The sequence below is a fragment of the Arthrobacter sp. MYb213 genome, from assembly GCF_002979915.1.
Taxonomy (GTDB): domain Bacteria; phylum Actinomycetota; class Actinomycetes; order Actinomycetales; family Micrococcaceae; genus Glutamicibacter.
In genome coordinates this window covers 564,726-591,513 of the sequence record NZ_PCQA01000003.1, presented here as the reverse complement: position 1 = coordinate 591,513, position 26,788 = coordinate 564,726, and the positions used below count along the sequence as shown (strand labels likewise).

The following is a 26,788-nucleotide window of genomic DNA, read 5'->3' as shown; positions in this document are numbered from 1 at the left end:
CCCTCACCGGCCAGGGCAATGGGCAGGGCGGGCGGGAACACGGGCAAAAGTGCGACCAGCTTCCCGGCTACCGCAAAATCACCGACCCCGAACACCGTGCGCATGTAGCCCGCGTCTGGGGTGTTGACCCCGAGATCATCCCCGGCCCCGGGCTTCCCGCCGTTGAACTCCTTGACGCGCTAGGTACCCCGAGCGGTCCACGCATGATGATGATCCACGGAGCTAACCCGGTGGTCTCCGCACCCGATGCGTCGCGCGTGATCCAGGCCCTGTCCAGGCTGGATTTCTTGGTGGTCTGCGATTTCTTCCTCTCAGAGACTGCAGCCCAAGCGGACCTGGTCTTGCCGGTGCTGCAATGGGCTGAAGAAGAAGGCAGCATGACCAACTTGGAGGGCCGAATCTTGCGCCGCCGAGCTGCCTTGGCGGGACCAGAAAATGCGCGCAATGAACTGTGGATCTTCTCCCAGCTCGCCCAACGCCTGAACGCTCCAGGACGATTCTCCCCCGATGCCCAAGAAGTCTTCGAGGAACTCAAATTGGCTTCAGCCGGCGGCTTGGCGGACTACTCGGGAGTGCGTTGGGATGACCTCGACGCCGGGGCAGCCATCTATTGGCCGTGCCCTGCAGGCACCGAGGTCATCGCCGAGCGCGGCATCCGAAATGGCACCCCGCGGCTGTTCCTTGATGGTTTTGCCCATGAAGACCAGCGTGCTGTGCTGGTGCCTGTTTATTTCCAGCCGGCACCCCGGAAGAACAACTCGTCCGTGTCACTAGTTACCGGCCGCTTGCTTGAGCACTACCAGTCCGGCGCGCAGACTCGCCGCGTTCCCGAGCTAGCCCAGGCCGCACCGGAACCACTGCTTGAAATTCATCCGGCAACAGCCCTCGCCCATCAGATTGTCCCGGGGCAGAAGGTAGTGATCAGCAATGAACGCGGTGAAGTGACCGCCCGCGCACGGCTGACCGCCGATGCCCGGCTAGACACGGTCTTCTTACCCTTCCACTACCCGAACTCAGGTACCGCAAATCTGCTGACCGAGGCGAAGGTTGACCCGCACAGCAGGATGCCGGAATTCAAGCACGCCCAGGTTTCGCTGAGCGCTGTGAAAGAGGAACAATGAACGAGCAACGCCCGCAACGCATCATTATCATCGGTTTCGGTCCCGTCGCAGCTTCCCTCGTTGAGGGACTGCTGCCCGCGGCGGCGTCCGGTCAATGCGAAATCACGGTGATCAGCGCCGAAGATCAGCTGGCTTACAACCGTGTGCTGCTCGCTGAGCTGGCGGTGGGGGCCGCCGAGTTCGCGCACCTGAGCATGGCGGATCCGCAACGCCTGGCCGATGCCGGAATCCAAGTGCGCTTGGGCGTACGGGCTACCGGCATCGATCGTTCACGCCGCAGAATCCATCTGGACGACAACGACTATGTGTCCTACGATCGGCTTGTTTTCGCCACCGGCGCCCGGGCCGTGGTCCCGACGCTCAATGGCCTGAACTTCGAACCGCATACCGACGCTCCCCTGCCTGCCGGCGTATTCGCCCTACGCACGGTCGAAGATGCCCATCAGCTGCGCAAATCGATCGGTCTTGGCCAACGCATTTTGATTCTCGGCGGCGGTGTACTGGGCATCGAGGCAGCCCTGGCAATTGCGCGTACCGGGGCACAACCGGTACTGGTACATCATGGTCCGGCACCCCTGGGACGCGTCGTGGATGCAGACGGAGGGGCGTTGCTGACCCGTAATCTGCGCGAAGCCGGTGTCGAGGTGATCCCGGGAGCCAAGGCAACCGGCGTTCAAAAGGATGCACGGGGTTTCACCGGCTTGATGACCTCCACCCACGGGCTGATCCAGGCAGACGCCCTGCTCATTTCCACGGGCGTCCGCGCCAGAACAGAGCTGGCATCGGGCTGTGGTCTGCCGGTGGGCCGTGGTATCAAAACCGATGAATTCCTATGCGCCGATACCGAGGGGCGAATTTTCGCCTTGGGTGACTGCGCCGAAGTTTCCGGACAGCCGCCGGTCGGATTGCTGGCCCCGGGGTGGGCTCAGGCCGCATTTTTGTCCCAACTATTGTTGCAGCTGACTGGTTCGGCCGCATCCGAGCCGCTTGCTGCTCCTGACTTCTCCGCGTCCGACGTACTGATGCTCAAGGGCCAAGGCATCGAGCTGACCGCCGCCGGTGATATCAGCGCTGGTTTTTGGGACGATTCGGACTTGCAGGCCACCGTCTACGCAGACCCTGCGCGCGGACGCTACCTCAAGATCGTCACCCGCCAGGATGCGATCACCGGATTCCTGGCCATGGGATTGCCGCAAACCAGTGCCGAACTTGTGCTGGCCTATGAACGGGGCACCGCGTTGCCGGAAGACCGCTCTAGCCTGCTGCGCCTAGATGATCCGGCAACGGATCAAATCTCTGCGATCCCCGGCGATGAAGATCAGCTGTGCCGGTGTTCCGGTGCCACGTACGGACAGGTGGCCCATGCGGTGGACGCTGGATGCACAACCGTCGCGCAGGTGGGAGAAAGCTGCCGTGCAGGCACCGGATGCGGAGGGTGCAAATCAAAAATCGAAGAGCTGCTTTCCAAGGCTCCGTCCCTGGCGTAATGACTCTGCTGGTGGTCGGCGCCTAGCGAGCCGGCCGCCATTTCGCCTGTCCCGCCCAGCCACGCAAAAGCGTAGGGACGAAAGCTCTATGCCTTCGTCCCTACGAATAGATGATGATGCGAGTTGCATTATTCTTGCACGCCGCCACCGCCCAACGCGGCAGCCGGCACTAGCTCGCTGCAAGCAGTTCCGTCTCGTCCTGGATCTCAATCCAGCCTTGCCAGGCCGAATGCTCAACGTCGAGGACACGGTCTGTATTTGGGCTCATTTGCTTTGCTCCATCCATAGTTGTCCCTCGATTTCCACAAGCCGCTGCACCGGCAACGGCAACGAATCGGAGTTCAGGCATTCCCCGGTATCCAAGCGGTACACTTCCTTGTGCAGCGGGCAAGCAACTGTGGACACGTTAGATCCATCGACCACGGTGTCACCCAAAATGCCGCGGGCTATGACCTTCGCGCCACTGTTGGGGCAGTGATGCGAGGTCGCGTAGAAGGCGTCTTCTTCGGTACGGAACAGGGCCAGTTGCCTGCCTTCAAGCAACAGCGCCTCTCCCCATCCGCGCTCCAAGTCTGCGCTGCTGCAAAGCGGAACCAAGTTCAAGGTTGCTTCCCGAGTTACTTCTGCAATTTGCGTGCTCATGAATGTCAATCCTTCGTGGTTGGTGTTCGCTGATAAATCGAGCTTAGAAGCCGCATGTTTCGCCCGACACCAATCGTGATTGCTACTGGGTAAAGCATCGCTAACAGCAAATATGAGCACCGTGAATTCATTTTTCTTCCGGCATTCCGCCGGTTTTTCCTAATCTTTTCGTATCACCGAATCGATTTCCCGGCCAAATGATTCGATTATGTTTCGGCAGCTTCACTAGGCCGTTGGTCCACGGTGGAGAGAATTGCTCCGGCCGAAACACGGGTGTAATTGCGGCGCAAAACGTACTTTCTACAGTGGACTCATCAGCCTGAAACTCACCGTTTCCCAGCGAAAGTCGAAATAGATCATGGGTACACCACGCACTGCACGCAATGTCCTGGTTATCGGCGGAGGCCCCGCAGCTCACCGTTTCACCGAAGCGCTGGCCAGCCGCGCACCGCAGGACTTGAGCATCACAGTTTTAACCGAAGAAACCCACCTTCCCTATGACCGCGTGGCACTCTCCCAGGCGCTGACCAACCCCGGGGTCGATCTCACCCTCGGCGACCCGAAGCTCTGGGAAGCAGCGCATGTCAGCTTGGAAACCAATGCCAAGGTCATGGCCATCGACAGCGTGAAGCGCACGGTGTCCACCGCGGATGGACGCACCTTCGGCTATGACGACTTGGTGCTTGCCACCGGATCCAATGCAGCCACGTTGCCAATCACCGGCAACGAGCACACCTTCGTGTACCGCACGCTGGAAGACGTCTGGTCCATCGCCGAAAAGGTCAAGGAACTGAAGACCACGTTGGGCCGCACCCCGGTGGTCGCTACCATCGGTGGCGGCCTGCTCGGGTTGGAAGCCGCCGCAGGCGCCCAAGCGCTGGGTGCGGAAGCGGTAGTCATTGACGGCGGCAAATGGTTGATGGGCACCCAGTTGGATGAGGGGGCCGGCCAGGCCATGGGCCGGTTGATCGAGCAGACCGGATTCACGGTGCACAACGGAGTCTTCCCGAAGGAAATCACCACCAGCCAGGAGTTTGGCGGCACAGTCGTCACCGGCGTGCTGATGGCCGATGAACGCCTGATCGATGCCGACATGGTGGTTGTTTCCATCGGCGTGCGTCCGCGCGATGAGCTGATCCGCAACTACAACGCGGCCCTGGACGAGGCCGGTAGCCAGGCACCGCGCTTCGGCATGGGTCCACGCGGCGGCGTGGTCATCGACTCGCATTGCGCCACCGATATCGAGCACATCTGGGCTATCGGTGAGGTCGCGAACTACGACGGGTTCTGCATCGGCCTGGTCGCTCCGGCCAATGCCATGGCGGAAATCGTCGCCGAGCAGCTGTCCGGCGGAGACGCGCAATTCGCCGGTTTCGACACCGCGACCAAGCTCAAGCTTTCCGGCGTGGATGTGGCCAGCTTCGGCGATGGTTTTGCTCGCGCCGAGGGCGCGCTGGAAGTGGTCTACGCGGATGCCCCGCGCGGCCTGTACCAGAAGCTGGTGGTTTCGGCCGATGCCAAGACGCTGCTGGGAGGCATTTTTGTTGGCGATGCCAGCCCTTACCAGTCGCTGCGTCCGTTGCTCGGCCGGGAACTTCCTGGCGAGCCAGGTGCTTACTTGAGTGCCCCGGGCGGCGAGGCTCCGGAGGGCGAGCTGCCCGATGATGCGGTGTTGTGTTCCTGCAATTCGGTCACCGCCGGCACCATCCGCGATGCCGTCTCCGGTTGCGGTTGCTTCGAGGGCGTGGCTCCGGTGACCAGCGTCTCCGGGCTGAAGGGCTGCACGCGGGCCGGAACCCAGTGCGGCTCATGCGTGCCCATGCTCAAAAAGCTCATGGAAGCGCAGATGCTCAAGGACGGCGCGGAAGTTTCCTCCGCGTTGTGCGAACATATCGCCTTCTCCCGCCCGGAGCTCTATGAAGCGATTCGCGTTGGCCGGTTGCAGACCTTCAGCGAGGTGATGGATCGTTTCGGCACCGGCACCGGATGCGATATCTGCAAGCCGGTCATCGCCAATATCCTCTCCTCGCAGACCAGTGTGCACCCGATGGATGCGGGCCTTGCCGGCGCGCAGGACACCAACGACCGGGTGATGGCCAATATGCAGAAGGACGGCACCTATTCGGTGGTGCCGCGCATCCCCGGTGGCGAAATCACCCCACAGAAACTTGGCGTGATCGCCGCGGTGGCGCAGAAGTACGGCCTGTACACCAAGCTCACCGGCGGCCTGCGCATCGACATGTTTGGTGCCCGCCTGGAGCAGCTGCCCGAGATCTGGCGCGAGCTGGTGGACGCCGGGTTCGAATCCGGCCAGGCCTACGGCAAGTCGCTGCGCAATGTGAAGACCTGCGTGGGTTCGTCCTGGTGCCGCTACGGCATGCTCGATTCCACCGCCTTGGGCATCGAGATGGAGTTGCGCTACCGCGGCCTGCGCGCACCGCACAAGCTGAAGATGGGTGTTTCGGGATGTGCCCGAGAGTGCGCCGAGGCTCGCGCCAAGGACATTGGCGTGATCGCCACAACCGATGGTTGGAACCTGTATGTGGGTGGCAATGGCGGCGCCAACCCGGCCCACGCCCAGCTGCTCGCCGCCGGCGTGGATGAGCAGACACTGTTCAAATACATCGACCGCTACCTGATGTACTACATCCGCACCGCGGACAAGTTGCAGCGCACCGCGCACTGGCTCCAGGATCTCGATGGTGGCCTGGAACGGGCCAAGCAGGTGGTCATCGACGATTCCCTGGGCCTGGCCGAAGAGCTGGAGGCAGCCATGGAAAAGCACGTGGCCAACTACGAGGATGAATGGGCCGCAACCTTGGCCGATCCGGACAAGCTGCGCCGTTTCCGCTCCTTCGTCAATGCGCCGGAGGTGGCGGACACCGAGCTGGAGTATGTGGCCGAGCGTGGCCAGCATCGCCCGGTTGGACCGGTGCCGTTGGGGACAACCATTCGCATCGGCGCGCCGAACTAGGAAGCGAAAAAGCCCGTGCGGCCGGCCCTCAGGGACCGGCCGCACGGGCCGTTTAAACGTCGATTACCAGCGCGGGTGGATGGCCGCGCGCAACTTCGTGTCATAGAGCTCGCGTACCGAGGCGTTAAAGCCGCCGGAAATTTGCAGCGATCCGGCGGCGGCGTTGGCTCGCGCCTGCTCGGCGGTGCGCGCCCCGGGAATGATCGAGCTAATCCCCTCTTGGTCGGCTAGCCAGGCCAGCGCCACCTGAGCGCTGGTTGCCTCGGGCGCCTCGGCGGAGGCCAGCTGGGCGAAGTTTTTCGCCGCATCTAGCCCGGTGGCGTAGTCCACGCCGGAGAAGGTCTCCCCCACGTCGAAAGCCGAACCGTCGCGGTTAAAGTTGCGGTGATCGTTCTCCGCAAATGTGGTGTTCAGTGTGTAACGGTTGGTCAGCAGGCCACTGGCCAGCGGTACGCGGGCGATAATCCCCACCCCGGCCGCGCGGGCTGCGGGCAAAACTTCTTCCAGCGGCTTGTGCCTAAACGCGTTGATGATGATCTGCACGGTGGCGATATTTGGGCGGGCGATCGCAGCCAACGCCTCGTCCACGGTTTCCACCGAGACACCGTAGTTAGCCATCCGGCCCTCGTCGACCATCGTATCTAGCGCGTCATAAACCGCATCGGTGGAGTACACCGGGGTTGGTGGGCAGTGCAGCTGCACCAAATCCAGGGTGTCCACGCCCAGGTTGGTGCGCGAACGATCGTTCCAGGCGCGGAAGGCGTCCAGGTTGTAGGCCTCGGGAAGCTGTTCCACGCGGCGGCCCATCTTTGTCGCCACGGTGACCTGCGCCTGTGGGTTGGCTTTCAACCAGCGGCCGATCAGCGCCTCGCTGCGTCCGTCGCCGTAAACATCGGCGGTGTCAAAGAAGCTGACGCCCGCGCCGTAGGCGGCGTCGAGCACCGAGAAAGCGTCGGCTTCATCCACCTCTCCCCAGTCGGCGCCCAGCTGCCAGGTGCCAAGTCCTATGACGGAAACGGTTTTATTGGTTCGTCCAAGTAGTCGTTGTTGCATAATTTCGAGCATACCGCCTAGCGCCGCGCTGACTTGTAGGTACCCCGGCGATTATGCGCCGAATGGTGCTGGAAATCGGCTGGCTGGCTCGGCTCCACCGCCCTAGTTATTGGCCGCGATGACGTAGAACTCGGCGCCGGTGGGATCGGCGATGACGGCCACCCGGCCAAAGTCTGAATCCATCGGCGCACTGATCTCGGCGCCCCCGGCGGCCACCGCCGTGGCGACCGTCTGGTCTACGTCGGCCACGTTAAAGTAGATCTTCCAGCCGGCCAGGCTGGGATCATCAAAGTGCGAGATGTCCATAATTCCGGCCCGCGCCTGCTCACCGGAACCCAGCGTCTGGTAGCGGAACTGATCGTTATCGCTGAGCACCTCCAGCTCCCAGCCAAGTGCCTGGCTATAAAACTTCGTCGAGCTTTCAAACTTTCTGGTGTGCAGTTCATGCCAGGCGGGAGTGCCCGGCTCGCCCTGGCTCTGGTAGCCGGTGTGCCCGGCGAACTGCCAGAGCCCCACCCCCAGTCCCGAGGGATCTCCGATCATCGCCATCCGCCCCTGCTCGGGGACTTCGACCGGCGGCAGGTATACCTGGCCACCATGAAATTCGGCCTTGTCGGCGAGCGCTCCGATGTCATCGGCGCGCAGGTAGGTGCTCCAGACGTCCGGGTAGTCGTTGTCCGGATCGTTGCTCATGAGGCCCGCGACGGCCAGCCCATCCTTGGTCGCGGTCAGGTATCCACCGTCATTTTCCTCGTCGCCCACCTCGTAGTTCCAGCCGAAGAGCTGAGAGTAGAAGGATTTGGCGGCATCAAGATCTCTGGTGAGTAAATCGATCCAGCACGGTGCGCCGGGCGGAAAATCGGGTATGGACATTTTGTCCCCTTGGTTTGCGAGTTGATTAGTGATGACAGGCTGAGTCTAAGTCTGTCCCGCGGGGTATTCAATGGGCTCTGAGCAGAATAATGATACTCAGTACCTTGATTTGGGACAAAGTGTCAGTACGCTGTTAAGGTGACCTACCTCACGCACTTGCTTGTTTCGCTTTAGGAGCCCCCAGTGATTCGTTCGAACTCAAACCTGACTATGTCCGTGGCCGCGCTATTGGCCGAGAGCGCGGTGCGCCATCGTGAGCTCAAAGCAATCACCGTCAATGGGCAGAGCACCAGCTACGGTCAGCTTTGGGATGAAACGCGCGCCTACGCCGGTGCCTTGCGCGAGGCGGGCATCGAAGCCGAGGATCGGGTGGCGGTACTCATTCCCAACGTCACCGATTTTGCGCGCGTTTACTATGCGATCCTCTCTCTGGGTGCGATTGTGGTCCCGGTGCATGCGTTGCTGAAGAAGCAAGAAATTGCCTATGTGCTTGATGATGCCTCGGCAAAAATGCTCATCTGCGCGGCGCCGCTGCTCGGTGAAGGCGCCGCCGGGGCGGAGCTTGCCGGGGTCCAGCTGCTCAGCGTCTTGGCACCGGAGGAGTTAGCGACCGACCGGCTCGAAGATCGGGCGGCCAAAGCCACCGCGATCACCACCTACGTTCCGCAGCACCCAGAAAATATCGCCACCATCCTTTACACCTCGGGCACCACCGGAACACCCAAGGGTGCGTTAGGCACACACCTGGCGCTGGTAGAACAAACCAGCACGATGCTGCTGGACACCATCGATATGCGAGTGGGTGACAAGATTTTTGGTGGGCTGCCACTGTTCCACACCTTCGGGCAGACCGCGGTGCTCAACACCGGGATACGTGCTGGTGCCGAGATCGTGCTATTGCCAAAATTCACCGCGAAGGGCGCGCTAGATCTGGTGCTCGACGAAAATATCGACATCTTTTTCGGGGTGCCGACGATGTATGTGGCGCTGCTCGAGGCCGGAAAGACGCGGACCGATAATCCCACCAAGCTTCGTTATGCGGTCTCCGGTGGGGCCGCGCTGCCGGTGGCGATACTCACCGCCTTCCAGGACCGCTTCGGTGCGCCGATTCATGAGGGCTACGGGCTGACCGAAACCTCGCCGGTGGCAGCCTTTAATCAGCTCGGACGCGAGCCTCGGCCCGGAACCATCGGCACCGCGGTCTGGGGCGTGGACGTGGAGATCGCAGATCCGGGATACCCGCAGGAAATCCGCTTGTTACCCACCGGGGAGCTGGGCGAACTGGTGGTCCGCGGACATAACCTTTTCTCTGGGTATTTGAACCGTCCGGAAGCTACCGCCGAGGCAGTGGTTGACGGCTGGTTCCGCACCGGGGACCTAGGCACCAAAGACGAAGACGGTTACCTGCGCATTATGGACCGCACCAAGGATATGATCCTGCGCAACGGCTACAACGTGTACCCACGCGAGGTCGAAGAGGTGCTGGTCGGGCATCCGGAAATTTCTAACGCCGCCGTGTACGGGATCCCGCACGAGGTGCACGGCCAGGAGATCGCCGCGTCGATCACCTTGGAACCCGGCTCAACGTTGACGGCGGAAAGTATTCGCGCCTGGATCAGCGAGCAGATCGCCGCATACAAGTATCCGCGACATATTGAGATCGTCAGCGAATTCCCGCTGGGTCCCAGCGGGAAGATCCTCAAGCGTGAGCTGGTCGCTAAGCACGGCGCCTAGTTGGTGCTTTTAGTTCTCCGGTGAGACCCAGGTAAATTCCGGACGACGTTTCGCAGCGAAGGCGGCACGGCCCTCGGCCAAGTCTTCGCTGCGAGCGTTGTGCTCCCAGAGCTGCGCCCAATAGGAGTCGGACAACGAATCCGGGGTGCTCGCGGTACTCATGGTGATGGCCTGTTTGGTGTGCACTATAGAGAACGCGGAATTTGCGTCCATTTGGAAGATCAGCGTCGCCAGCTGGCTTTCGAGTTTCTCCTTGGGGACCACCTGCGTAAACAAGCCCCAGGCTGCGGCTTGCTCCATACAGATTTCCGCGCCGCTAAAGAGTAGGTATTTTGCGCGGCTTGGCCCCACGGTTTGCACCAAACGCTCCACACCCGGACGTGGGAACACCAGTCCGACCTTGGCCGGGGTGATCGCCAGCCGGGTAGTGTCCGCCGCCAACTGGATATCGCAGGCCGAAGCCAGCTGCCAGGCCCCGCCAAAACAGTTTCCCCGCACCACCGCGATGGTCGGCTTCGGACAGCTGGTGATCGCCCGATCCACCAGGTCAAAATGGTTGACCAGTTCCCCGTCCACCGGCTCGTCAAAGAGCACCAGATCCATTTGGTCAATGGCGATGCCCGCGCTGAAGTTTGCCCCGGCCCCGGTGATGAGGATCGTGCGCACCTGCGGGTCAACGGATAATCCGGAAAATGCGCCGACCAGTTCGAGACACATGTCCTTGGTCAGTGCGTTGTACTGGGTGGGGTTATTCAGGGTAAGCGTGGCTACGTGGTTAGTGATCTGCACACCGATGCTGCCGTGTTGCTGCTGACTCATCAAACACCTCAAGATTTTGCTCGTGCCCAAAAGTTATTCTTGACTTCACCGTGCCACACTAAGGGTGTGGATGCACAGATTATTTACACCGTTATCGCCGGATTACTGCTGATCGTTTCCGCCTTGGGCACGATCATCCCGGTACTTCCCGGATCATTGCTGACCATTGTGACCCTCTTGGGGTGGGGTTGGCTGCTTGGTTCGGGAGCTGCCTGGTGGGCGGCGGGGCTCGGCATGCTGATCGCCGCCTTGGGCTGGTCCGCCTCCGCGGTGCTGACCGGGCGCAAGCTCAAACAACATCAGATCCCTAAGGGCTCGATCTTCTGGGGGCTGATCGGTGCAATTGCTGGGGCGTTTATCATCCCAGTGGTGGGGTTGTTTATTGGTTTTGCGCTGGGACTGTTTATCGGTGAAGCGGCCCGGCACCGTAAATTTGCTGGGGCCCTCGCCTCGTCGTGGGCGACGCTCAAGGCTATGGGGTTGGGCATTCTCGTCGAATTCGGGTGCGTGCTGCTAGCCACCTCGGTGTGGGTCATCGGTTTGATCACGCACTTCGCGACGCGTTAGATCCAGCCCACCTCGCGGGCATAACGTGCAGCCTCAATCCGGTTGGTCGTATTGGTTTTGCCGATCGCGTTGGACAGGTGATTGCGCACGGTTCCGGCACTCAGGTGGACCGTGGAGGCAATCTTTGACACCGGGGCACCGGTGGCCGCGAAGCCCAGAATTTCTCTTTCCCGCTCGGTCAGCGGATTATTCCGTGTTTCTACGCTGAGCATCGCGCGTTGCGGATCGACCACTTTATCCCCTAAGTAGACCCTGCGGATTGCGGCGATCAGCTCCGCGGGCGGCGAATCCTTAACGAGGAATCCGTGGGCACCCGCTTCGAAGGCCTGGCGGAAATACCCTGGCCGGTCAAAGGTGGTCAGAATCAGAACTTTCACCCCGGGGTGGCTGGTTTTTAGTTCGGCGGCGGTACGCAATCCGTCCTGGCGCGGCATCTGCACATCGAGCAACGCAATATCTGCGCGCTGGGTATCCAATGCGGTGGCCACTTCATCGCCGTCCGCGCATTCGGCGACCACGGTGATGTCCGCTTCCAGATTTAACAGCGCAACCAACGCTCCGCGGACTAGGTGCTGGTCATCGGCGATGAGTACTCGAATCACCGGGCCTCCTTGGCGTCAAAGACTACTTGCACGCTGGTTCCGCCCAGCCGTGATGAACCCACTGTACAGTTGGCGCCGAATTGGCGGGCGCGTTCTTGCATTCCTCGTATGCCATGTCCGGGGCTATTTGCTTGGCAGCCGTCCCCGTCATCGTCGATACTGACTTGGCCCGGTTCAATATGCAGCACCACCGTGCTTGCGTGGGCGTGACGCAGCACGTTGGTCACCGCTTCGCGCAGGATCCACGCCACGTGCGAGCGATACTGCAACGGGATCTGCTCAGCGGTTCCGGCTACCGTGAATTCGAGGTTGTTGTCATTACACGCATGTTGCAGCTCGGCCAGTTCAACCTCTAAGTCTTGACGGTTAAGTCCTTGGACGGTGGTGCGCACCGAATCTAGGGCGTCGACCGCCAGTTCGCTCAGTTGCACCAATTCGCCACGAGCCTGCTGGTACTGCTTTTCATCCATCAGCCGCAAGGCCAATTGCGCTTTCAAATTCAGCGCCGTCAACGAGTGCCCGATACCGTCGTGGACGTCTCTGGCCACGCGTTCTTGCTCGGCCACCACCAGGAAATCGGCCCGGATCCGCTCGGCATCAGTCGAGCGGGTGATGGCGGCGACGGTAATTACGTACACCACCATCAAGACAATGTTCAGACCAATCAGGAAGATCGCGTCCGTGAATTTCCCGAAGTACACCGGCAGCGCAAAGCAGGCCACCAGCACCGTGGCATAGGTGGTGGTGGTCCATTTTTTGGTCAGCAGGAACGCTGCATAAGAGGTGATGAACGGGAACAAACCCATGACGGTTAAGCCGGTCACCGGGACGCCAATGACGATGATGGCGCAGAGCATCAGGAAATACACGTGCGCACGGCGTTGATCGGTTCCGCCTTGGCCGACGATCCACGAATATTTCGCATAAGCCCGAAGGTAAATGGCTGCGAACAGCACCACCAGGCTCAGCCCAATGATTCTGGTGGGCAGCGGATAGTCTTCGACGAGCAGGTCAAGGATGGGGAAGACCAAGAAGATGATCCATACTCCGGCCACCATCCAACCCCAGCGGTCCCAGAACTTCTGCTCATCGCCGAAGTCGCAAGGCTCTTCTGGGGCTTGGTTGGTACCTTGTGCGTTTAGCTTCACTGGCGCGCCTTGGCTTTCCTGGTTGCTACGACCGCGAAGAGCGCGAAAATGATTGCCCATGCCACAAGGTTAGCCGTTGGCATCCACAATGGATCCGGCGCCATCTCTACTCCTGACGGCATATCTTTGAGCAGCGGGTAGCGTGCCAACGCGACGTAGCCGAACATCGGGGTGAACCGGGCGGCGTCTAACATGCCACCTTCCAAGGGCATGAACACATTTCCGAAGAAGGCGAAGAACACCATCAGCCCGGAGGCTAGGCCCAGGGCGGACTCCGATTTGAAGACCATCCCCACCCCGATCCCGTAACAGGCGAAGATCATCGCGCCGAGCAGGACGATCAGGTAGCTGGCACCCCAGATCCATGGTTCGTTCACTTTTGCTCCGGTGGCGGCGCCCAAGGCGAAGACTATGGCAGCGGAAATTCCGGCGACGGTTGCCGCGACGATCATCTTGCTGCCAACGAATACCGCTGGTGGCATTTTGGTCAGTGCGATTTGTCGGCCCCAGCCCTGCATTGTTTCGGTCGCGACGGTGCCGGCGATCGCCACGGTGCTGACTGCTGCGCCGTAGGCGGCCATGGAAATCATCAAGTAGAACTTCACGTTGCCGGCTCCCAGGTCGAAGGCGGTGTAGCTGGGAATGTTGCCGAACAGAATGTACATGGCTGCCGGGAGCAACAACGCGAAGATGAGGTTGTACCCGTCGCGGAAGTGCCGGGCGAACTCTACCCGGATATATGTGGTCATCATGAGGCGTCCTTGGTCAGCTGGATGAAGGCGTCTTCCAGGCTCGGGGAGGAAATTTCTAGATCGTAGGCTTGGTATTCGCCCAGCAGCGCAGCGGCAAAGCGGTCCGAGTTTTGGCATTGGAATGCGAAACGTGAGCCGTTGCGTTCGGTAATCTGCACCGACTGATCAAATGTTGCCGCCTGCTCCCCCTGATCTTCTGAGGTGAACGTCGCACTAAGCGTGCGGCCAGATATGAGCTGACGTAATTCGGCGGTGGCACCGTCGGCGACGATTTTTCCTTGGCTCATCAAGATGGTGCGTTCGGCGAAGTTTTGCGCCTCTTCTAAGTAGTGCGTGGCAAAAATGACGGTGCGCCCTTGGGTGGCTTCGGATCGCATCGTGGACCAGAATTCGCGGCGGGCCATCACGTCCATGCCGGCCGTCGGCTCGTCGAGGATCAGCACGTCTGGATCGGGAAGTAAGGCTAGCGCGAATTTGATGCGTTGCTGTTCACCACCGGAGCATTTGCCCACACGCCGTTTGGCGATTCGGGTCAGGCCCGTTCGTTCCATGACCGCGTTGATGCGATCGGACTTGCCGTGCATCGAGGCAATGACCGTCACGGTTTCCTTCACCGTCATATCTCGCAGTAGCCCTCCGGTTTGGAGGACGGCGGAGACGCGTCCAGAGGAAACCGCCTGGGGCGGGTCAAGACCGAGGATTTTAGCTGCACCGGCGGTCGGTTGGGTCAGCCCAAGGATCATGTCAATGGTGGTCGTTTTCCCGGCACCATTGGGCCCCAAAAAAGCCACTATCTGCCCGGTGGGGATTTGCAGGTCGATTCCTTTGACCGCTTGGACCTTGGTGCGCGAGGTGGAGAAGGTCTTGGTCAACCCGGTCAGCGAAACTGCTTCGGTTTTAATCAGCGTTTGCATACTTATAGTCTTCGCGCGATGCCTCACGCTGAGAAGAGCAGAAAGTCATGTCATGACCATGACCGTTGTCATGCCGGTGCTGCCACGCAGGTGCGTAGCGGTGAGAGTACGAGAACCAGATGACTTGAAACTGCGCATAGGCTGTGACCTTGGCAACTTGTGATGCATCATCAGCGAATTGCTTCCAATCCGTTCCGTGCACACATTACTAAGATCTGTGCCGGTCAAGGGCCTAAATACCGTTATTCTGCATGGAATTAGTGTCTGTGGGCGCAGGAGCAATATGGCCAGCTCTCTGGGAAACTCACAGCGATTTACCGTAGTCTTTGAGCGTGCTAGATCAAACTTCTTTCCTCTCGCTCATGACGCAGTTCGGGACGCCAACCCTCGGAGCAGCGTTCCTGCCCGACTGGCTGAATCCTGTTGTCTTCCTTAACGACCCGGCCTTAGGCCCATGGGTCGTCCTGTTAGTCTGTGGCATCGTTTTCGCGGAGACCGGACTACTTGTCGGGTTCTTCCTGCCAGGCGATTCCATGCTCTTTACCGTGGGCATGCTCATCGCGGCCGGAACGATTCACGTCCCGCTGTGGCTTTTTGCCCTGTCAATCTTTGTCTGTGCCTTTGCCGGTGATCAGACTGGCTACATGATTGGTAAGAAGACGGGTCCGGCGATCTTCAAGAAGCCAGATTCCCGGTTCTTCTCGCAGGCGAACGTGGAGCGAGCACACGGATTCTTTGAGAAGTTCGGTGGCCGCGCGGTCATCCTTGCACGCTTCGTCCCCGTGGTGCGCACCTTCGTGCCGGTGATCGCTGGTGTAGCCAAGATGAACCACAAGACGTTCGTCGCCTATAACCTTGTTGGTGCCTTGTTGTGGGGCGTCGGCGTGACCTTGTTGGGGTTCTGGCTGGGTCAGTTCACCTGGATCAAAGACAATATCGACATCATCTTCATCCTGATCGTCTTCATCTCGATCATTCCGATCCTGATCGAACTGCTCAAAGCCCAGATGGCGAGCAAGAAAAAGAAGAACAACCAGTCCCACGTGATCGAAGACTAAGAGTTTTAAGCACCCCGGCTGCGGAATTGTCCGCCGGCCCATTGCACGCCGCGGCGTATCATCCACTGTTCGCAGGGTTGAATACAGCCGCGGCGTACTCCTTTGCAGATCAAATCATCGCCGCGATCTATCGCTCGAATCGCTTCGGTGCCTGCCGGACGCAACGCGTTCATGAGCACCTCGCAGTCGCAGTAACCGCCCAGCAACCGAATTTTACGTTCCAAGGCGGTGGCCCGCGGTGCGCTGTGATCGCGGTACACCTTGAGTACGCGCAAGGATCCGTCGCACGGCGACTGCCCGGCAACGCGGTACAAATAGCAGGCGAGACATTCGTGGTCGACGGGAAGCGGGAAGTCGCTCATCGCAGGGCTCCTAGCTGGCAGATGATCAGTGATTCATCTCAGCTTCAACCCCTAGTCGGGTAAGCGACTAACCACCTCGCCGAACTGTGCATAACTGAGCGGCGTTACATATTCCTTTTCAAGAATTCTTCGACTCGGTCCAGTGCTTCGGCCACCCGGTGATAGCCGGCGGCGAAGGATAGCCGGATAAATAGGTTCCCTTCAAACGGGTCAAAGTCCCCGCCTGGGGTGAGTGCCACCTGCGCATCTTCGAGCACCGCGGCGCAAAAAGCCGAAGCCGAGCCGAACTGAGCAAGCACCTGGGGCGAGAGTTTTCCGTAGAGATAAAACGCGCCATCGGCCGGGGCGGCCGCAATAATTCCGAGCTTGTCGAGACTGCCCAGTACCAGTTCGCGGGTGCGCGCAAACTCGCGCACGCGTCCTTCTGCTTCTTGGAGACTGTCTGGTTCGAATGCCGCGAGAACCGCGCGTTGTGCTGGCGCCGGGGCACATAGCGCCAGGTTCGAGGCCAACCCATCGACCACCGCCAGCATGTCATCCGGGACGATCATCCAGCCCAGACGCCAGCCGGTCATCCCCCAGTATTTGGAGAACGAGGACACCACAATGCTGGAGCGCGAGTACTCCCAGGAGGTGTGGCCCTTACGCTCCGGGACAAACTCGATGCCGTGGTATATTTCGTCGCTAATTAGCCGCACCCCGTTGGCCTGACACCAGCTAGCCAAGGTTTCGAGTTCTTCGGCGCTGAGCATAGTTCCGGTGGGATTGTTCGGGGAGGCGATGACCAGCCCGTCGAGACGACCGTGCTGTTTTATCGCCGCTTCCAGAAGCTCGACGGTCGGCTGAAAACGCTGCGCGGGGCCGGTAGGCAAATCCACGACGTTCAGTCCTAGGGCTTGCAAGATGTTGGCGTAGGCCGGGTATCCGGGGCGAGCCAGTGCGACGATGTCCCCCTGGTCGAATGCTGCTAGAAATGCCAGTTGGAATGCGCCGGAGGATCCTGCGGTCATCACGAAGTTTTCCGCCGGGATCTGTACACCGTAGGTCAGCCGATAATGATCGGAAAGGGCCTGACGCGTGGGTTCTAAACCGATAGTTGAGGTGTAGCCAAAGTCTGCCTGCTCGGCATGGAGTTTTGAGGCGAGCTCGTTGACTGCAGCCGGAGCTCCCCCGCCAGGTTCCCCGACGCACAGGGAGATCACGTCGTGGCCGGCGGCACGCATGGTGGCTACCGTATCAACGATTTGCATGACCTCAAAGGGCGGTACCTGGCCACGGTTTGAGACTTTCATTTAGCCGTTCCTTGACCTAGTTCTTTTTCCTTCACCGGGTGGCGCGAAAGGATGGAAATGCGATTAAACGCGTTCATTGCCACCGCGATCCATTGGATCGCTGCAACCTGTTCATCGTTGAGCACTAGCCGCGCCGAGGCAACCGCGGCGATGCGTTCTTCGGGGTTGGGTAGGTCGGTGGTGGCCTCCGCGATCGCTAGGGCCGCGCATTCAAATTCGTCGAAGTGCCCGCCACATTCATCCCAGGTGCTGAGCAAGACGATGCGTTGCATTGTTTCGCCGGCAGCCAGTGCCTTACGGGTGTGCAGGTCTAAGCAGTAGGCGCAGCCGTTGATCTGTGAGACGCGCAGGTTGATCAGTTCGGCGGTTCGATCACTGACCCCAGCGGCGCGATAGGACTTGGTAACTTGAGCGGAGAACTTCCCTATGGAGTTCCACAGCTCGGGGTTGGTCTTGTCGAGAAAAAGTGGGTCTGAAACGGCCATATCTGAACCATACCCGTCAGGCAGGTACAGTCACCACCACATCTAGTAGGTGAGGGTGCTAACCCGTGCCTCCCCGTCACTGGAAATCGAGGTCCGTTTCGCGCAGTTCGCCAGAACACTGAAAGCGATCCCAAGACTTGCGTAAGAACAACACACCAAGTTCATCCCAATAAGAGTTCGGCAGAGCCCGCTTGTCTTTCACTTTCCGCGCAAACCTTAGGCATCAGCACGTCATGGTTCACCCGGTAAAGAACGCCTCAAGATCAACTTCAACAATTCACCGATACCCCTGTTCGATGACCGGATGGACTTCCCGGATAAGAATATTCACTTCCCACCTGCGCCCGGTACATTTATACACTTGCCGTTGCGGTGATGCAGTTGCCATTGGCCAGGTCGTAAACCGCCTTCTCGACCAGAGGACTTTGACCTCCAAGTAAATGCCATGCTGGGACTACAAGCGTTGCCCCCACCTCGCGTTCGACCGCGAAATGGGGGCAAGCTCATGGCATAGCTGGTAATTGCTACTTTTGCGCTAGCCTGAGGAAGGTTACCGAATAGGCCGGAACTTCATAGGACAGGCCGTCTTGTGCAGCTGCCAGCTCGAATTCCCGAGGCACCACGTTGGTAGGATCCTCCTTGGTGTTCTGGGCCTCTGGCGCAGCCACCAATTCGGTGCCCTTCACCTTCGAGCCCACAGCAAGATCTTGAACTTCGATCTTGGTCTGGGACGCATAGCCGGTTGGATTGACCAGCTTCACGATCAGCTCGTTGGCTTCGGTATCACGGGTAACCACCTGGTACAGCGACTTAGCCACTGGCTCGGTGTACTCGAGTTGGAGCTGTCCATCCAAATACAGCTTGATAGTCTCCCCGTCCACCACGATCTTGACCTGGTAGTCTTTCCCGGTTTCAAGGCTGACATCGGGACCGGCAACAACTTCGCCCTGACGGGCGCCATCAGCGCGTTCAAGCACCGAACGGGTGTTACCCCAGCCACCGAGATTCCACCAATAGAACTCATCGGCAGCCCCAGCGGCAAACCCGATCAAGAATCCTTCCTCGCCGGCTTCCTTTCGGGCGGTGAGCTCAACTGTGTAGTTATCCCACTCTTTGCCATAAGCCCCCTTAATCAGGCTCCGGGGATCTTCAGCCCCGGTATCCGACTGGACGTAGCGTCCGTCTTCAACTGCCCATGCCCCGCCTTGGGCGTCCCATGCCGATGCATCGGAAAAGTCGTCTGAGAACAGGGTCTCACCGGTGGCATTGGAGGTGACTTCGAGGTTGTCATAGGCCGTCTTGGTCAGCCAGCTGCTCAGGAACACTCCGCCAGAGATGTCCTTGGCGGTGGCCGACTGCCCGCTTAGTTCCGAAGGCACAACTTGCTGCCCAACGTTGTTCATCCACAGTTTCTGGTTGTAGTAGTTTACCGATCCCCAAGACTGGTCGTTGTCGAACCACATGAGATCCGGCGACCACTGGACATAATCCTCATTGGCGAACATTGGAGCATACGAAGCCAGTGTGACCACGTCGGAGTTTCGTTCAAGACCGGTCATGTACGCAGCTTCGGACAGGGCATTAGCAAAGCTATTGCCCCGCGATGCGTACTCGCCAAGAAATACTTCCGGCCCATTGCGGTCATAGGCATCGTAGCGTTCGTCGTTGCCTAGGAACCAGGATGGGTCGTTATAGTAATGCTCGTCGACCATGTCCACATTTTGTTCCTTGTTGAACTTCCACAGTTCGTCAAAGCGGGTTCCTGCATCATCGGGCCCACTATTCGAAATGATGGTGATCTCCGGGTACTTCTGTGCCAGAGCATCGCGGAATTTCGGGAAATTCGCTTCGAAGGTCTTGGTGACTTCCTCATTGCCAAGGCCGATGTACTTGATCCCGAATGGTTCAGGGTGGCCCAGCTCAGCGCGCTTCGCGCCCCAGACCGTGTCGGTGCCGCCATTGGCGAACTCGATCAAATCCACGGTGTCTTGAACCCAACGCTCAATGCGCTTGTCATCGGTCATCTCCGGGATTTTCGATCCGCAGCCATTGGCTCCGACCGAAACCACTGGCAATGCAGTGGCACCCAGATCTTCGGCCCATTTCAGGTACTCCAAGTAGCCGATTCCATAGGACTGGTTGTAACCCCAGAAGTTCCAGTTGGTTGGCCGCGCTTCCACAGCGCCAATGGTTTCCTTCCATTGGAAGGTTCGTTGGCGATCCTGCCCGTCGGACTCGACGTAGGTATCGAAGGTTCCCACATTGGTCACGCATCCGCCTGGGAAACGCAGGAAAGTGGGATTCATTTCCGCGACCATTTCAGCAAGGTCTTTGCGCAAGACCGATTTGCCGTTCACTGGGCCTACCCATGTGTCTTGCGGGAACAGTGAAACCATATCCAGCTTGATGGACCCTGCCTCAGTGGCTTCAAGAGATAGCCGGGCTGCATTGGTGGATTCATTGGCGCCCAGCGTAGCTTCGTACTTCTTCCATTCGTTGTCACCGGAAATGCGCACCGTAGTACTAGAGATAACTTTCGAACCGTCAGCACTAGTGAGCTTCACTTCAACGTCTTGTTCCTTCTCCGCACGGGCAAAGACGCTGAAGTCATATTTGTTCCCCTTCTTCAGCGCGACACCTTCGTTATACGAAGCGTTCTGCACGCCGCCGCCCGCTGCCTGGGCGTTCAATTCCAAGTAGGAACGGTTCGAGTCGTTAAGCCACTGGTCACGCTCGGATTTCACCTCAAGATCTGCGCCTCCCAGCGCCTTCCAAGCGGTGAGCGGGGTGAAGTCCTTGTTGTCAGACTCATTGAATTCAAAAGAACGGTTCCGAACCAGCTCGGCATACAGTCCACCGTCGGCTGCATAGTTGATGTCCTCATAGAAAGCTCCATACATGCTTTCGCTGATTTCATTCTTGGTACCGTCGCCATCAATGGTCAGCACCTGGTTTCCCAGCTCGCCTGATCCCAGCTTGAAGCCAACTGCATCGGACTTGCTACCCAACCGCAATGATCCATTTTTATGGCGCACAACCCAAGCCGAATTCTCTTTGGCGGCCTCGGCAATTCTGATATTCAGCTTGCCACCGCCTGCATCGACCATTCTCCACGTCGTATCCGCTTCTGGAGTCAACTGGAGTTTTTTACCCTTGACGTCGAGGTTTCCAGATTCGGTTGACAGGATTACAGGGCGTTTTCCTTCGTCATCATCCGAGGATGACTCAGTCGCGGAAAAACGTATTTCAGAGCTTGGCCTTTCGTCGGACAGGGTCAGCCGCTGGTGCTTATCAGCAGTTAAATACCCTTGATCTGCGCTGGCCTTCAGCGTGAATTGGTCTTCTGGGACCAGATCCATTGCCCCGGATTCGTTGAGCCAGAAGCTATCGAAAGCGGCAGTATGGCCGGTGCCATCTTGGGCGGCCAAGGCATAGAGTCCAACCTTTGTGGTGTCCCATTCGACAATGAAACTCGCTGCTTCAGCCCATTTACCTTCTGAATCCCCGTAGTAGACCGTCAGCTCTTTGCCCTTGCGGTCTATCCGAAGCCATTCGGTGCTCGACTCTGGACGCGCAGTATATTCCGAGCTGAATGCTCCTTCTGATTCCACGCCGCTTTCAATGACTATTGGGCCATTGGGCGCGCTCCCTACGTGCGCCAGCCCTGCGCGCAAATAATTATCGAAGTCATCCCATGCCACTAATCCTGCACCTTGGAAGTCCTTGGATACCGGGGCGCTCAGGTGCGTGGCGACCGAAAAATCCCCGGTCGGAACACCAACCATGAACAAGTTCTTGGCATCGTTGGAATCCTGCCAAGTGTCTCCCTTCAGAGACTTCAGGTTCAGTGCGGAGTCTTTCAGCTCCCACGCGTCGGCTTGTTCGTTGATGATCTGGAAACGGCTGTCGAGCTCGCCGTCTTCAAAGTCCTCTTTGAAAGTGCCCTCGGGCAACTCCGGATCTGGACCTGGTACTACCGGCCCTGGCGCTTCGGGTTCTTCGCCAGGAGGATAGGCAGCAATTAGATCCTGCTGTTCTTCGGCGGTAATCGGCAAAACCGTTCCATGGCGCGGGCTACTTGGCAGCTTGGCGTCGGGAACGCTTGTCCAGTCGCCGCCAGCTAGGTCTTGGCTCTCGAAGAGCATGTAACCCTGTCCGCCATGATAGGACGGCTGGTCAATCATCAAATACCAGCTGTCCTCGGTCAGGGAAGGGAACATGGTCGGTCCCTCGCCCGAGGTGAAAGTTCCACCCCAAGGGTTGGGCTCTCCCACGCCGATCTTCTCGGCAATCATGTCCCAGCCATCGCCTTCAGCCACGCCTTGGGTGCGCAAAAGCTCCGGCGAGGATTCCATTCGCACGCTCATATCGCCTTCGTCCTTAGTCAGGCGATAATACGTGTCATCAACTTCGGCGACCGTGGAGTCGATCATCCCCAGTCCCGGGCCTTGCTTCTCGTCAATCCAAACCTTTGGCTCGGAAAAATCGACAAAATCCGTCGTCGTCGAGTACATCATCCGCTGATAAGACTCTTGGATGTCGTGCTCAGCTTCTGGCTCTTCATCGGGATACAGCGCTGATGCCCAATACACGACATATTGCCCAGTGGCTTCATCCCAGTGGGCTTCGGGCGCCCACAGGTTGCCGGAATTCTCCGGCGCCAAATCAATTTCTCGCTGCTCGGACCAGTTGATCAAGTCCGGAGATTCCCAAATCATCAGTGAGTGGCTGCCTGATTCTTGGGCTTCGCCGAAGCTGCCGCCACCGTACATCTTCAGATCGGTAGCCAGCAGATAGTACTTGGAGCCGTCGTTGGAACGGATCAGGAAGGGATCCCTGAGTCCTTTGGTTCCAAGGGTGGACTCTAGAACTGGTTCGCCATCATTGAGCGTGTGCCAGCTGTTGGGGTCATTCTTCTGAGAGACAGCCATATGGATTTTTTCTCCATCATCGGTGCTCTCTCCGGTGAAATAGGGGAAGACATAGGCTTCATAATTGTCGCTGGCGGGATCGCCGGATTCTGCGGTCGTGGCGCGAGACTGCCAGCTTGTTCCCGGCACAACTGCCATGGCCGAAGCTGGAATGGATAGGGACACGAGCAGTGCCAAAGGCACAGCCCATCGTTTTCTGGGATGCATCACTTGCTTGAACCTCCGTGAGGTAAGTCGACGTGTTACGGTCGTGATGACGAAGACAGGATCCTGCAAGCGACACTGTCTACGTTGAACAAAATCCGCTTTTAAGCGGCTGGATACAGCTCGGGGCCCGGCATGGTGATGCCGGGCCCCGAGCCCTTTCCTTCCGGACTTAATTTCGCCGCAAGGTAAGAATTCGTTGCAGGACCACGAAGACCAGCAGCAATACGCCGATCACGATCTTGGTCCACCAGGAACTGAGGGTTCCTTCGAAGGTGATGATGGTCTGGATCAGCCCGAGCACCATCACGCCAACCACCGAGCCCAGGATGAAGCCCATGCCGCCGATCAGCAGGGTTCCGCCGATCACTACCGCGGCAATTGCATCCAGCTCCATGCCCACACCCGTCAGGGCATATCCCGAGCGGGAGAACATCGCGAAGAGGATGCCGCCCAGCGACGCGCAGGTTCCGGAAATTACGTAGACCATCACCTTGGTGCGCGCTACCCGAAGACCCATCAGCGTGGCAGATTGCTCGCCGCCGCCTACCGCGTAGACCGTGCGGCCGAAGCGGGTGCGGTGCAGCACCCACCAGGAAGCTGCAACGACCAGCAGCGCAATAACCACAGCGGCGGTCAGCCTCCAGCGCCCGGATGAAACACCCCAGCTGGACAGGGCTACAAAACCTTCGTTGCGGATCGGCACCGATTCCGGGGCGAAGATAAAGCACAGGCCACGGGCCAGGAACATGCCGGCCAAGGTAGCTACGAAGGGCTGCACCTCGAAGTACTGGATCATCACGCCCATACCCAAGCCAATGATCGATCCACTGAGGATCGCTATCGGCAGCACTAAGGACAGCGGGATCCCTGCATTGAGCATGGTCGCGGTAATCACTGAGGACAGTGCCAGCACCGCTCCGACCGACAAATCGATGCCGCCGGTGAGGATCACGAAGGTCATCCCTGCGGCCAGCACTATCAGGTGGGCGTTGTTGATGAACAAGTTGGACAGCACTGCAGGCGAAAGGAAGTTCTCATAGCGCGCTCCGCCGATGACAAGCATCAGTACGAAGACCACCACGGTGCCCAGCACCGGCAGGTAGCGCCGGTCTAGGCTCAACTTTGGTGCAGATTTGCGCGTTTCGCTGAGGATGCTCATGCTCCTACCTCCTGGTAGCGGCGGCGGTCGCGCAAGGAACCGAACATGGCGCGCAGCCTGGTGGACATCATCAGGGTCACCGCGATCACCACGATGGCTTTGAACAGCGAGGTGACCAATGGCGAAATGCCCAGCACGGTCACCGCCAGGGTCAAGGTGGTGATGATCAGCACTCCGATCATGGTGCCGGCAAGGTTGAACTTGCCACCGGCCAGTGAGGTACCGCCGATGACCACTGCGAGGATCGCGTCCAACTCGATGAACAGGCCCGCATTATTCGCGTCGGCCGCCATCGTATTGGCGGCGAAAATCAAGCCAGCTAGGCCCGAGAGTAGGCCGCACAAGACATAGACGGTGAATACCAGGGTTTTGGATTTCACACCCGCAAGCCGGCTGGCCTCGGGGTTGATGCCCACAGCTTCGAGCAGCATGCCCAGCGCGGTGCGCCGCACAACCAGCGCCACTACCGCAAACACGCCGTAGGCGATGAGCGCGGCCACTGGCAGGCCCAGCACGAAGCCGGAAGCCAGCTTACTGAAAGGTGCGCTGTTGACGGTGGTGATCTGGCCATTGGTAATCAGCATGGCCACGCCACGTCCGGCGGTCATCAAGATCAGTGTGGCGACAATGGGCTGGATACCGAAGTTTGCTACCAGCAGCCCGTTGAAGGCTCCGAGGATCACGCACAGGCCTAAAGCCACTACGATGGCGCCGATGGCGGTGCCCACGGAACCAGGATTAGAGGAACTGGCGATGAATGTCAGGGCAACGGCTCCGGAGATCGCAACTATCGCGCCGACCGAGAGGTCAATGCCGCGGGTGGCGATAACCAGGGTCATGCCCAGGGAAACCAACAGCAGTGGAGAGCTGTTGCGCAGGATGTCGATGGGTGCGCCAAACAGGTGACCATCGAGCACGGAGATGCCCAAGATGTCAGGGCGCTTGATGGTGCAGGCAAGCAGCAGCGCGAGCAGCGCAACCACCGGCCAGAACAGGCGATGCTTATAAATGCGGGTCATTTGTCTTCTTCCCCGGTGGCGATGATCTCGATCAGGCGTGGCACATCCACCTCTGGCGTACTTGCAATTTCAGCGACTTTTTCGTGGTCTCGCATCACAACAATGCGATCCGAGAGCCGCAGGACTTCTTCCAGTTCGGCTGAAATGAAGACCACGGACATGCCCTGTTCGGCAAGTTCGGAGACCAGATTCATAATTTCGGTCTTAGCGCCGATGTCGATGCCGCGGGTGGGCTCATCGAGCAGTAGCAGCTTCGGCGCGGTGGCCAGCCAGCGGGCAAGCAGGACTTTTTGCTGGTTGCCACCCGAGAGATTTTTCAGCAGGGCGTTGGGGTTCGCCGGGCGCACGCCCAGGGCTTTGATATAGGCGTCCACGACCTGGGTGGCTTTAACCGTGGGCAACGGGCGGATCCAGCCTCGTGCTGCTTGCAGCCCAAGAATGATGTTCTCTGCCACGGTCAAGTCCCCTATGACCCCTTCACCCTTGCGGTCTTCGGAGGTATAGGCGATTTTGCGGCCCAGCGCTTGGCGTGGGGTGCGCAGCTTCACCGGTTCTCCGGCGAGTTTGATGGAGCCTACATCGGCTTTGTCCGCTCCGTAGAGCAGTCGGGCAAGCTCGGTTCTTCCCGAGCCGAGCAGTCCGGCCAGACCAATGACTTCGCCGGGATACAGGTCCAGGTTGAAAGGCTGGACCGCGCCCTTGCGCCCGAGGCCCACCGCTTGTAGCAGCGGTTTCGCATCGGCTGCGCGTTCAGTGACGGCCACGCGTTCATTGGCGCGGCTTACCTGGGCATCGGAAGTTCCGGCGATCATCAGGGACACCAATTCGCGTTGCGGGAGCTGGTCCTTCATGCGCTCTTGGACGAGTTGGCCGTTGCGCAGCACGGTAATGCGGTCGGCAATGGCATAGATCTGGTCTAAGAAGTGGGAAACGAAAAGGATCGCTACGCCATCATCACGCAGTTGGCGCATGACTGTAAACAGCTGTTCGACTTCGTCGGTGTCCAAGCTGGAGGTCGGCTCATCGAGAATGAGTACCTTGGCGTCGACTACCATGGCGCGGCTAATTGCGACTAGCTGCTGGACAGCCAATGAGTGCGAGCCCAACGAACTGGATGGATCAATGTCCAGCCCCATGCGTTCCAAATAGACTTTTGCCTGCCGGCGCATGGTCCGCCAGTCCAATCCGCCGAAGCGGCGCGGTTCGCTGCCGAGCATGATGTTCTCTGCCACGGTGAGGTTGGTACATAGATTCACCTCTTGATACACCGTGGAGATGCCGTGTTCGCGGGCATCGGCCGGTCCATTGAAGCGCATACTGCTGCCATTGACCGAGATAGTTCCGGCAGCAATCGGGTTCACACCGGTCAGTGCCTTGATAAGAGTGGATTTGCCGGCGCCGTTCTCGCCCATCAGGGCATGGACCTCGCCGGGGAAGAGCCTGAAGTCGACGCCGTCCAGCGCCTTGACTCCAGGGAACTCTACGGTAATGCCCGCCATTTGAACCGTGGGGTTCGTTGGTTGGGAATGCTGCACGGTGATTTGCTCAGCCCGTGACGCGGATGTTGAATCAATCATTGACTTGCCTCT

The 26,788-nt window shown here is 59.2% G+C and carries 22 protein-coding genes and 3 pseudogenes; 9 read left to right on the top strand and 16 right to left on the bottom strand.

The annotated features are described in order from the left end of the window. A partial coding sequence (locus CQ011_RS10195; RefSeq protein WP_146112598.1) for a molybdopterin oxidoreductase family protein occupies positions 1-1,121 on the top strand: 1,121 nt, incomplete at its 5' end. Continuing rightward, positions 1,118-2,608, top strand: coding sequence for an FAD-dependent oxidoreductase (locus tag CQ011_RS10190; RefSeq protein ID WP_105677596.1), 1,491 nt, complete (start codon positions 1,118-1,120; stop codon positions 2,606-2,608). The genes CQ011_RS10195 and CQ011_RS10190, both read left to right, overlap by 4 nt. A 264-nt stretch (positions 2,609-2,872) precedes the next feature. On the opposite strand, the gene nirD is transcribed toward CQ011_RS10190, so the two are convergent. Beyond that, positions 2,873-3,250 (bottom strand): nitrite reductase small subunit NirD, encoded by a 378-nt coding sequence (gene nirD, locus CQ011_RS10185; RefSeq protein WP_105677595.1) that lies wholly within the window; start codon positions 3,248-3,250, stop codon positions 2,873-2,875. Between the two features lie 358 nt (positions 3,251-3,608). On the opposite strand from nirD, the pseudogene CQ011_RS18150 reads away from it, so the two are divergent. Beyond that, positions 3,609-5,030: pseudogene (locus tag CQ011_RS18150) on the top strand (FAD-dependent oxidoreductase); the annotation flags it as partial. A 27-nt stretch (positions 5,031-5,057) separates the two neighbouring features. On the opposite strand, the gene CQ011_RS17815 reads toward CQ011_RS18150, so the two are convergent. Continuing rightward, a complete protein-coding gene (locus CQ011_RS17815) occupies positions 5,058-5,294 on the bottom strand; it encodes a hypothetical protein (RefSeq protein ID WP_181148071.1) in 237 nt (78 codons plus the stop codon). On the opposite strand from CQ011_RS17815, the pseudogene CQ011_RS18145 reads away from it, so the two are divergent. From CQ011_RS18145 to CQ011_RS17800, 3 genes and pseudogenes are all read left to right on the top strand, one after another. After that, positions 5,208-5,480, top strand: a pseudogene (locus CQ011_RS18145) (ferredoxin-like domain-containing protein); the annotation flags it as partial. The gene CQ011_RS17815 and the pseudogene CQ011_RS18145 overlap by 87 nt on opposite strands. After that, positions 5,450-5,569, top strand: a pseudogene (locus CQ011_RS17805). The pseudogenes CQ011_RS18145 and CQ011_RS17805, both read left to right, overlap by 31 nt. Positions 5,570-5,579: 10 nt before the next feature. Next, positions 5,580-6,224 (top strand): nitrite reductase large subunit NirB family protein, encoded by a 645-nt coding sequence (locus CQ011_RS17800; protein ID WP_286161161.1) that lies wholly within the window; start codon positions 5,580-5,582, stop codon positions 6,222-6,224. Positions 6,225-6,287: 63 nt separating this feature from the next. Here CQ011_RS17800 and CQ011_RS10175 read toward each other — a convergent pair whose 3' ends face one another. Together CQ011_RS10175 and CQ011_RS10170 are read right to left on the bottom strand one after the other, a co-directional pair. Continuing rightward, on the bottom strand, positions 6,288-7,277 hold the full coding sequence (locus CQ011_RS10175) for an aldo/keto reductase (RefSeq protein ID WP_105677641.1): 990 nt from the start codon (positions 7,275-7,277) through the stop codon (positions 6,288-6,290). Between the two features lie 102 nt (positions 7,278-7,379). Next, positions 7,380-8,150, bottom strand: coding sequence for a VOC family protein (locus CQ011_RS10170; RefSeq protein WP_096253908.1), 771 nt, complete (start codon positions 8,148-8,150; stop codon positions 7,380-7,382). Between the two features lie 210 nt (positions 8,151-8,360). On the opposite strand from CQ011_RS10170, the gene CQ011_RS10165 reads away from it, so the two are divergent. Continuing rightward, positions 8,361-9,884: a long-chain-fatty-acid--CoA ligase gene (locus tag CQ011_RS10165; protein ID WP_105677640.1), complete on the top strand. Its 1,524-nt coding sequence runs from the start codon at positions 8,361-8,363 to the stop codon at positions 9,882-9,884. 9 nt (positions 9,885-9,893) lie between these two features. Here CQ011_RS10165 and CQ011_RS10160 read toward each other — a convergent pair whose 3' ends face one another. Next, complete coding sequence (locus CQ011_RS10160) at positions 9,894-10,703, bottom strand: enoyl-CoA hydratase/isomerase family protein (RefSeq protein ID WP_105677593.1); 810 nt, start codon at positions 10,701-10,703, stop codon at positions 9,894-9,896. A gap of 66 nt (positions 10,704-10,769) precedes the next feature. On the opposite strand from CQ011_RS10160, the gene CQ011_RS10155 reads away from it, so the two are divergent. Beyond that, positions 10,770-11,270 (top strand): DUF456 domain-containing protein, encoded by a 501-nt coding sequence (locus CQ011_RS10155; RefSeq protein ID WP_105677592.1) that lies wholly within the window; start codon positions 10,770-10,772, stop codon positions 11,268-11,270. Here CQ011_RS10155 and CQ011_RS10150 read toward each other — a convergent pair. The 4 genes from CQ011_RS10150 to CQ011_RS10135 are packed head-to-tail and all read right to left on the bottom strand — an operon-like array spanning position 11,267 to position 14,686. Continuing rightward, complete coding sequence (locus tag CQ011_RS10150) at positions 11,267-11,872, bottom strand: response regulator transcription factor (protein WP_105677591.1); 606 nt, start codon at positions 11,870-11,872, stop codon at positions 11,267-11,269. The genes CQ011_RS10155 and CQ011_RS10150 overlap by 4 nt on opposite strands. After that, a complete protein-coding gene (locus CQ011_RS10145) occupies positions 11,869-13,080 on the bottom strand; it encodes a sensor histidine kinase (RefSeq protein ID WP_105677590.1) in 1,212 nt (403 codons plus the stop codon). The genes CQ011_RS10150 and CQ011_RS10145 overlap by 4 nt, the downstream gene beginning before the upstream one ends. Beyond that, positions 13,017-13,772 (bottom strand): ABC transporter permease, encoded by a 756-nt coding sequence (locus CQ011_RS10140; protein WP_105677589.1) that lies wholly within the window; start codon positions 13,770-13,772, stop codon positions 13,017-13,019. The genes CQ011_RS10145 and CQ011_RS10140 overlap by 64 nt, the downstream gene beginning before the upstream one ends. Beyond that, positions 13,769-14,686 carry an ABC transporter ATP-binding protein gene (locus tag CQ011_RS10135; protein ID WP_105677588.1) on the bottom strand — a complete coding sequence of 306 codons (918 nt, stop codon included), beginning with the start codon at positions 14,684-14,686 and terminating at the stop codon, positions 13,769-13,771. The genes CQ011_RS10140 and CQ011_RS10135 overlap by 4 nt, the downstream gene beginning before the upstream one ends. Before the next feature lie 362 nt (positions 14,687-15,048). Here CQ011_RS10135 and CQ011_RS10130 point away from each other — a divergent pair, with 362 nt between their 5' ends. Then, entirely contained in the window at positions 15,049-15,744 is a 696-nt protein-coding gene (locus CQ011_RS10130; protein WP_105677587.1) for a DedA family protein, read from the top strand. A 5-nt stretch (positions 15,745-15,749) separates the two neighbouring features. Here CQ011_RS10130 and CQ011_RS10125 read toward each other — a convergent pair whose 3' ends face one another. The 7 genes from CQ011_RS10125 to CQ011_RS10095 all read right to left on the bottom strand — a co-directional run bounded on the left by CQ011_RS10125 (position 15,750) and on the right by CQ011_RS10095 (position 26,776). After that, positions 15,750-16,106 (bottom strand): DUF2695 domain-containing protein, encoded by a 357-nt coding sequence (locus tag CQ011_RS10125; RefSeq protein ID WP_105677586.1) that lies wholly within the window; start codon positions 16,104-16,106, stop codon positions 15,750-15,752. 104 nt (positions 16,107-16,210) lie between these two features. Further along, a complete protein-coding gene (locus CQ011_RS10120) occupies positions 16,211-17,398 on the bottom strand; it encodes a pyridoxal phosphate-dependent aminotransferase (protein ID WP_105677585.1) in 1,188 nt (395 codons plus the stop codon). Then, positions 17,395-17,883: a carboxymuconolactone decarboxylase family protein gene (locus tag CQ011_RS10115; protein WP_105677584.1), complete on the bottom strand. Its 489-nt coding sequence runs from the start codon at positions 17,881-17,883 to the stop codon at positions 17,395-17,397. The genes CQ011_RS10120 and CQ011_RS10115 overlap by 4 nt, the downstream gene beginning before the upstream one ends. A gap of 524 nt (positions 17,884-18,407) precedes the next feature. Then, positions 18,408-22,952 (bottom strand): alpha-L-arabinofuranosidase family protein, encoded by a 4,545-nt coding sequence (locus CQ011_RS10110; RefSeq protein ID WP_181148069.1) that lies wholly within the window; start codon positions 22,950-22,952, stop codon positions 18,408-18,410. A gap of 238 nt (positions 22,953-23,190) precedes the next feature. Continuing rightward, positions 23,191-24,180, bottom strand: a complete 990-nt coding sequence (yjfF, locus tag CQ011_RS10105; RefSeq protein WP_105677582.1) for a galactofuranose ABC transporter, permease protein YjfF — start codon at positions 24,178-24,180, stop codon at positions 23,191-23,193. After that, positions 24,177-25,199 carry an ABC transporter permease gene (locus CQ011_RS10100; protein ID WP_105677581.1) on the bottom strand — a complete coding sequence of 341 codons (1,023 nt, stop codon included), beginning with the start codon at positions 25,197-25,199 and terminating at the stop codon, positions 24,177-24,179. The genes yjfF and CQ011_RS10100 overlap by 4 nt, the downstream gene beginning before the upstream one ends. Beyond that, the gene (locus CQ011_RS10095; protein WP_105677580.1) at positions 25,196-26,776 is read right to left on the bottom strand and encodes a sugar ABC transporter ATP-binding protein; all 1,581 of its coding nucleotides are present in this window, start codon (positions 26,774-26,776) and stop codon (positions 25,196-25,198) included. The genes CQ011_RS10100 and CQ011_RS10095 overlap by 4 nt, the downstream gene beginning before the upstream one ends. Positions 26,777-26,788: the final 12 nt, after the last annotated feature.

Coding starts and splice junctions, on each gene's coding strand:
- CQ011_RS10175 (WP_105677641.1), bottom strand. CDS start 7,277: ATGCAACAACGACTACTTGGACGAACCAATAAAACCGTTTCCGTCATA.
- CQ011_RS10145 (WP_105677590.1), bottom strand. CDS start 13,080: ATGGGCAATCATTTTCGCGCTCTTCGCGGTCGTAGCAACCAGGAAAGC.
- CQ011_RS10135 (WP_105677588.1), bottom strand. CDS start 14,686: ATGCAAACGCTGATTAAAACCGAAGCAGTTTCGCTGACCGGGTTGACC.
- CQ011_RS10120 (WP_105677585.1), bottom strand. CDS start 17,398: ATGAAAGTCTCAAACCGTGGCCAGGTACCGCCCTTTGAGGTCATGCAA.
- CQ011_RS10110 (WP_181148069.1), bottom strand. CDS start 22,952: ATGGCAGTTGTGCCGGGAACAAGCTGGCAGTCTCGCGCCACGACCGCA.
- CQ011_RS10125 (WP_105677586.1), bottom strand. CDS start 16,106: ATGAGCGACTTCCCGCTTCCCGTCGACCACGAATGTCTCGCCTGCTAT.
- CQ011_RS10190 (WP_105677596.1), top strand. CDS start 1,118: ATGAACGAGCAACGCCCGCAACGCATCATTATCATCGGTTTCGGTCCC.
- CQ011_RS10130 (WP_105677587.1), top strand. CDS start 15,049: ATGACGCAGTTCGGGACGCCAACCCTCGGAGCAGCGTTCCTGCCCGAC.
- yjfF (WP_105677582.1), bottom strand. CDS start 24,180: ATGAGCATCCTCAGCGAAACGCGCAAATCTGCACCAAAGTTGAGCCTA.
- CQ011_RS10115 (WP_105677584.1), bottom strand. CDS start 17,883: ATGGCCGTTTCAGACCCACTTTTTCTCGACAAGACCAACCCCGAGCTG.
- CQ011_RS10140 (WP_105677589.1), bottom strand. CDS start 13,772: ATGATGACCACATATATCCGGGTAGAGTTCGCCCGGCACTTCCGCGAC.
- CQ011_RS10170 (WP_096253908.1), bottom strand. CDS start 8,150: ATGTCCATACCCGATTTTCCGCCCGGCGCACCGTGCTGGATCGATTTA.
- nirD (WP_105677595.1), bottom strand. CDS start 3,250: ATGAGCACGCAAATTGCAGAAGTAACTCGGGAAGCAACCTTGAACTTG.
- CQ011_RS10095 (WP_105677580.1), bottom strand. CDS start 26,776: ATGATTGATTCAACATCCGCGTCACGGGCTGAGCAAATCACCGTGCAG.
- CQ011_RS10100 (WP_105677581.1), bottom strand. CDS start 25,199: ATGACCCGCATTTATAAGCATCGCCTGTTCTGGCCGGTGGTTGCGCTG.
- CQ011_RS10160 (WP_105677593.1), bottom strand. CDS start 10,703: ATGAGTCAGCAGCAACACGGCAGCATCGGTGTGCAGATCACTAACCAC.
- CQ011_RS10165 (WP_105677640.1), top strand. CDS start 8,361: ATGTCCGTGGCCGCGCTATTGGCCGAGAGCGCGGTGCGCCATCGTGAG.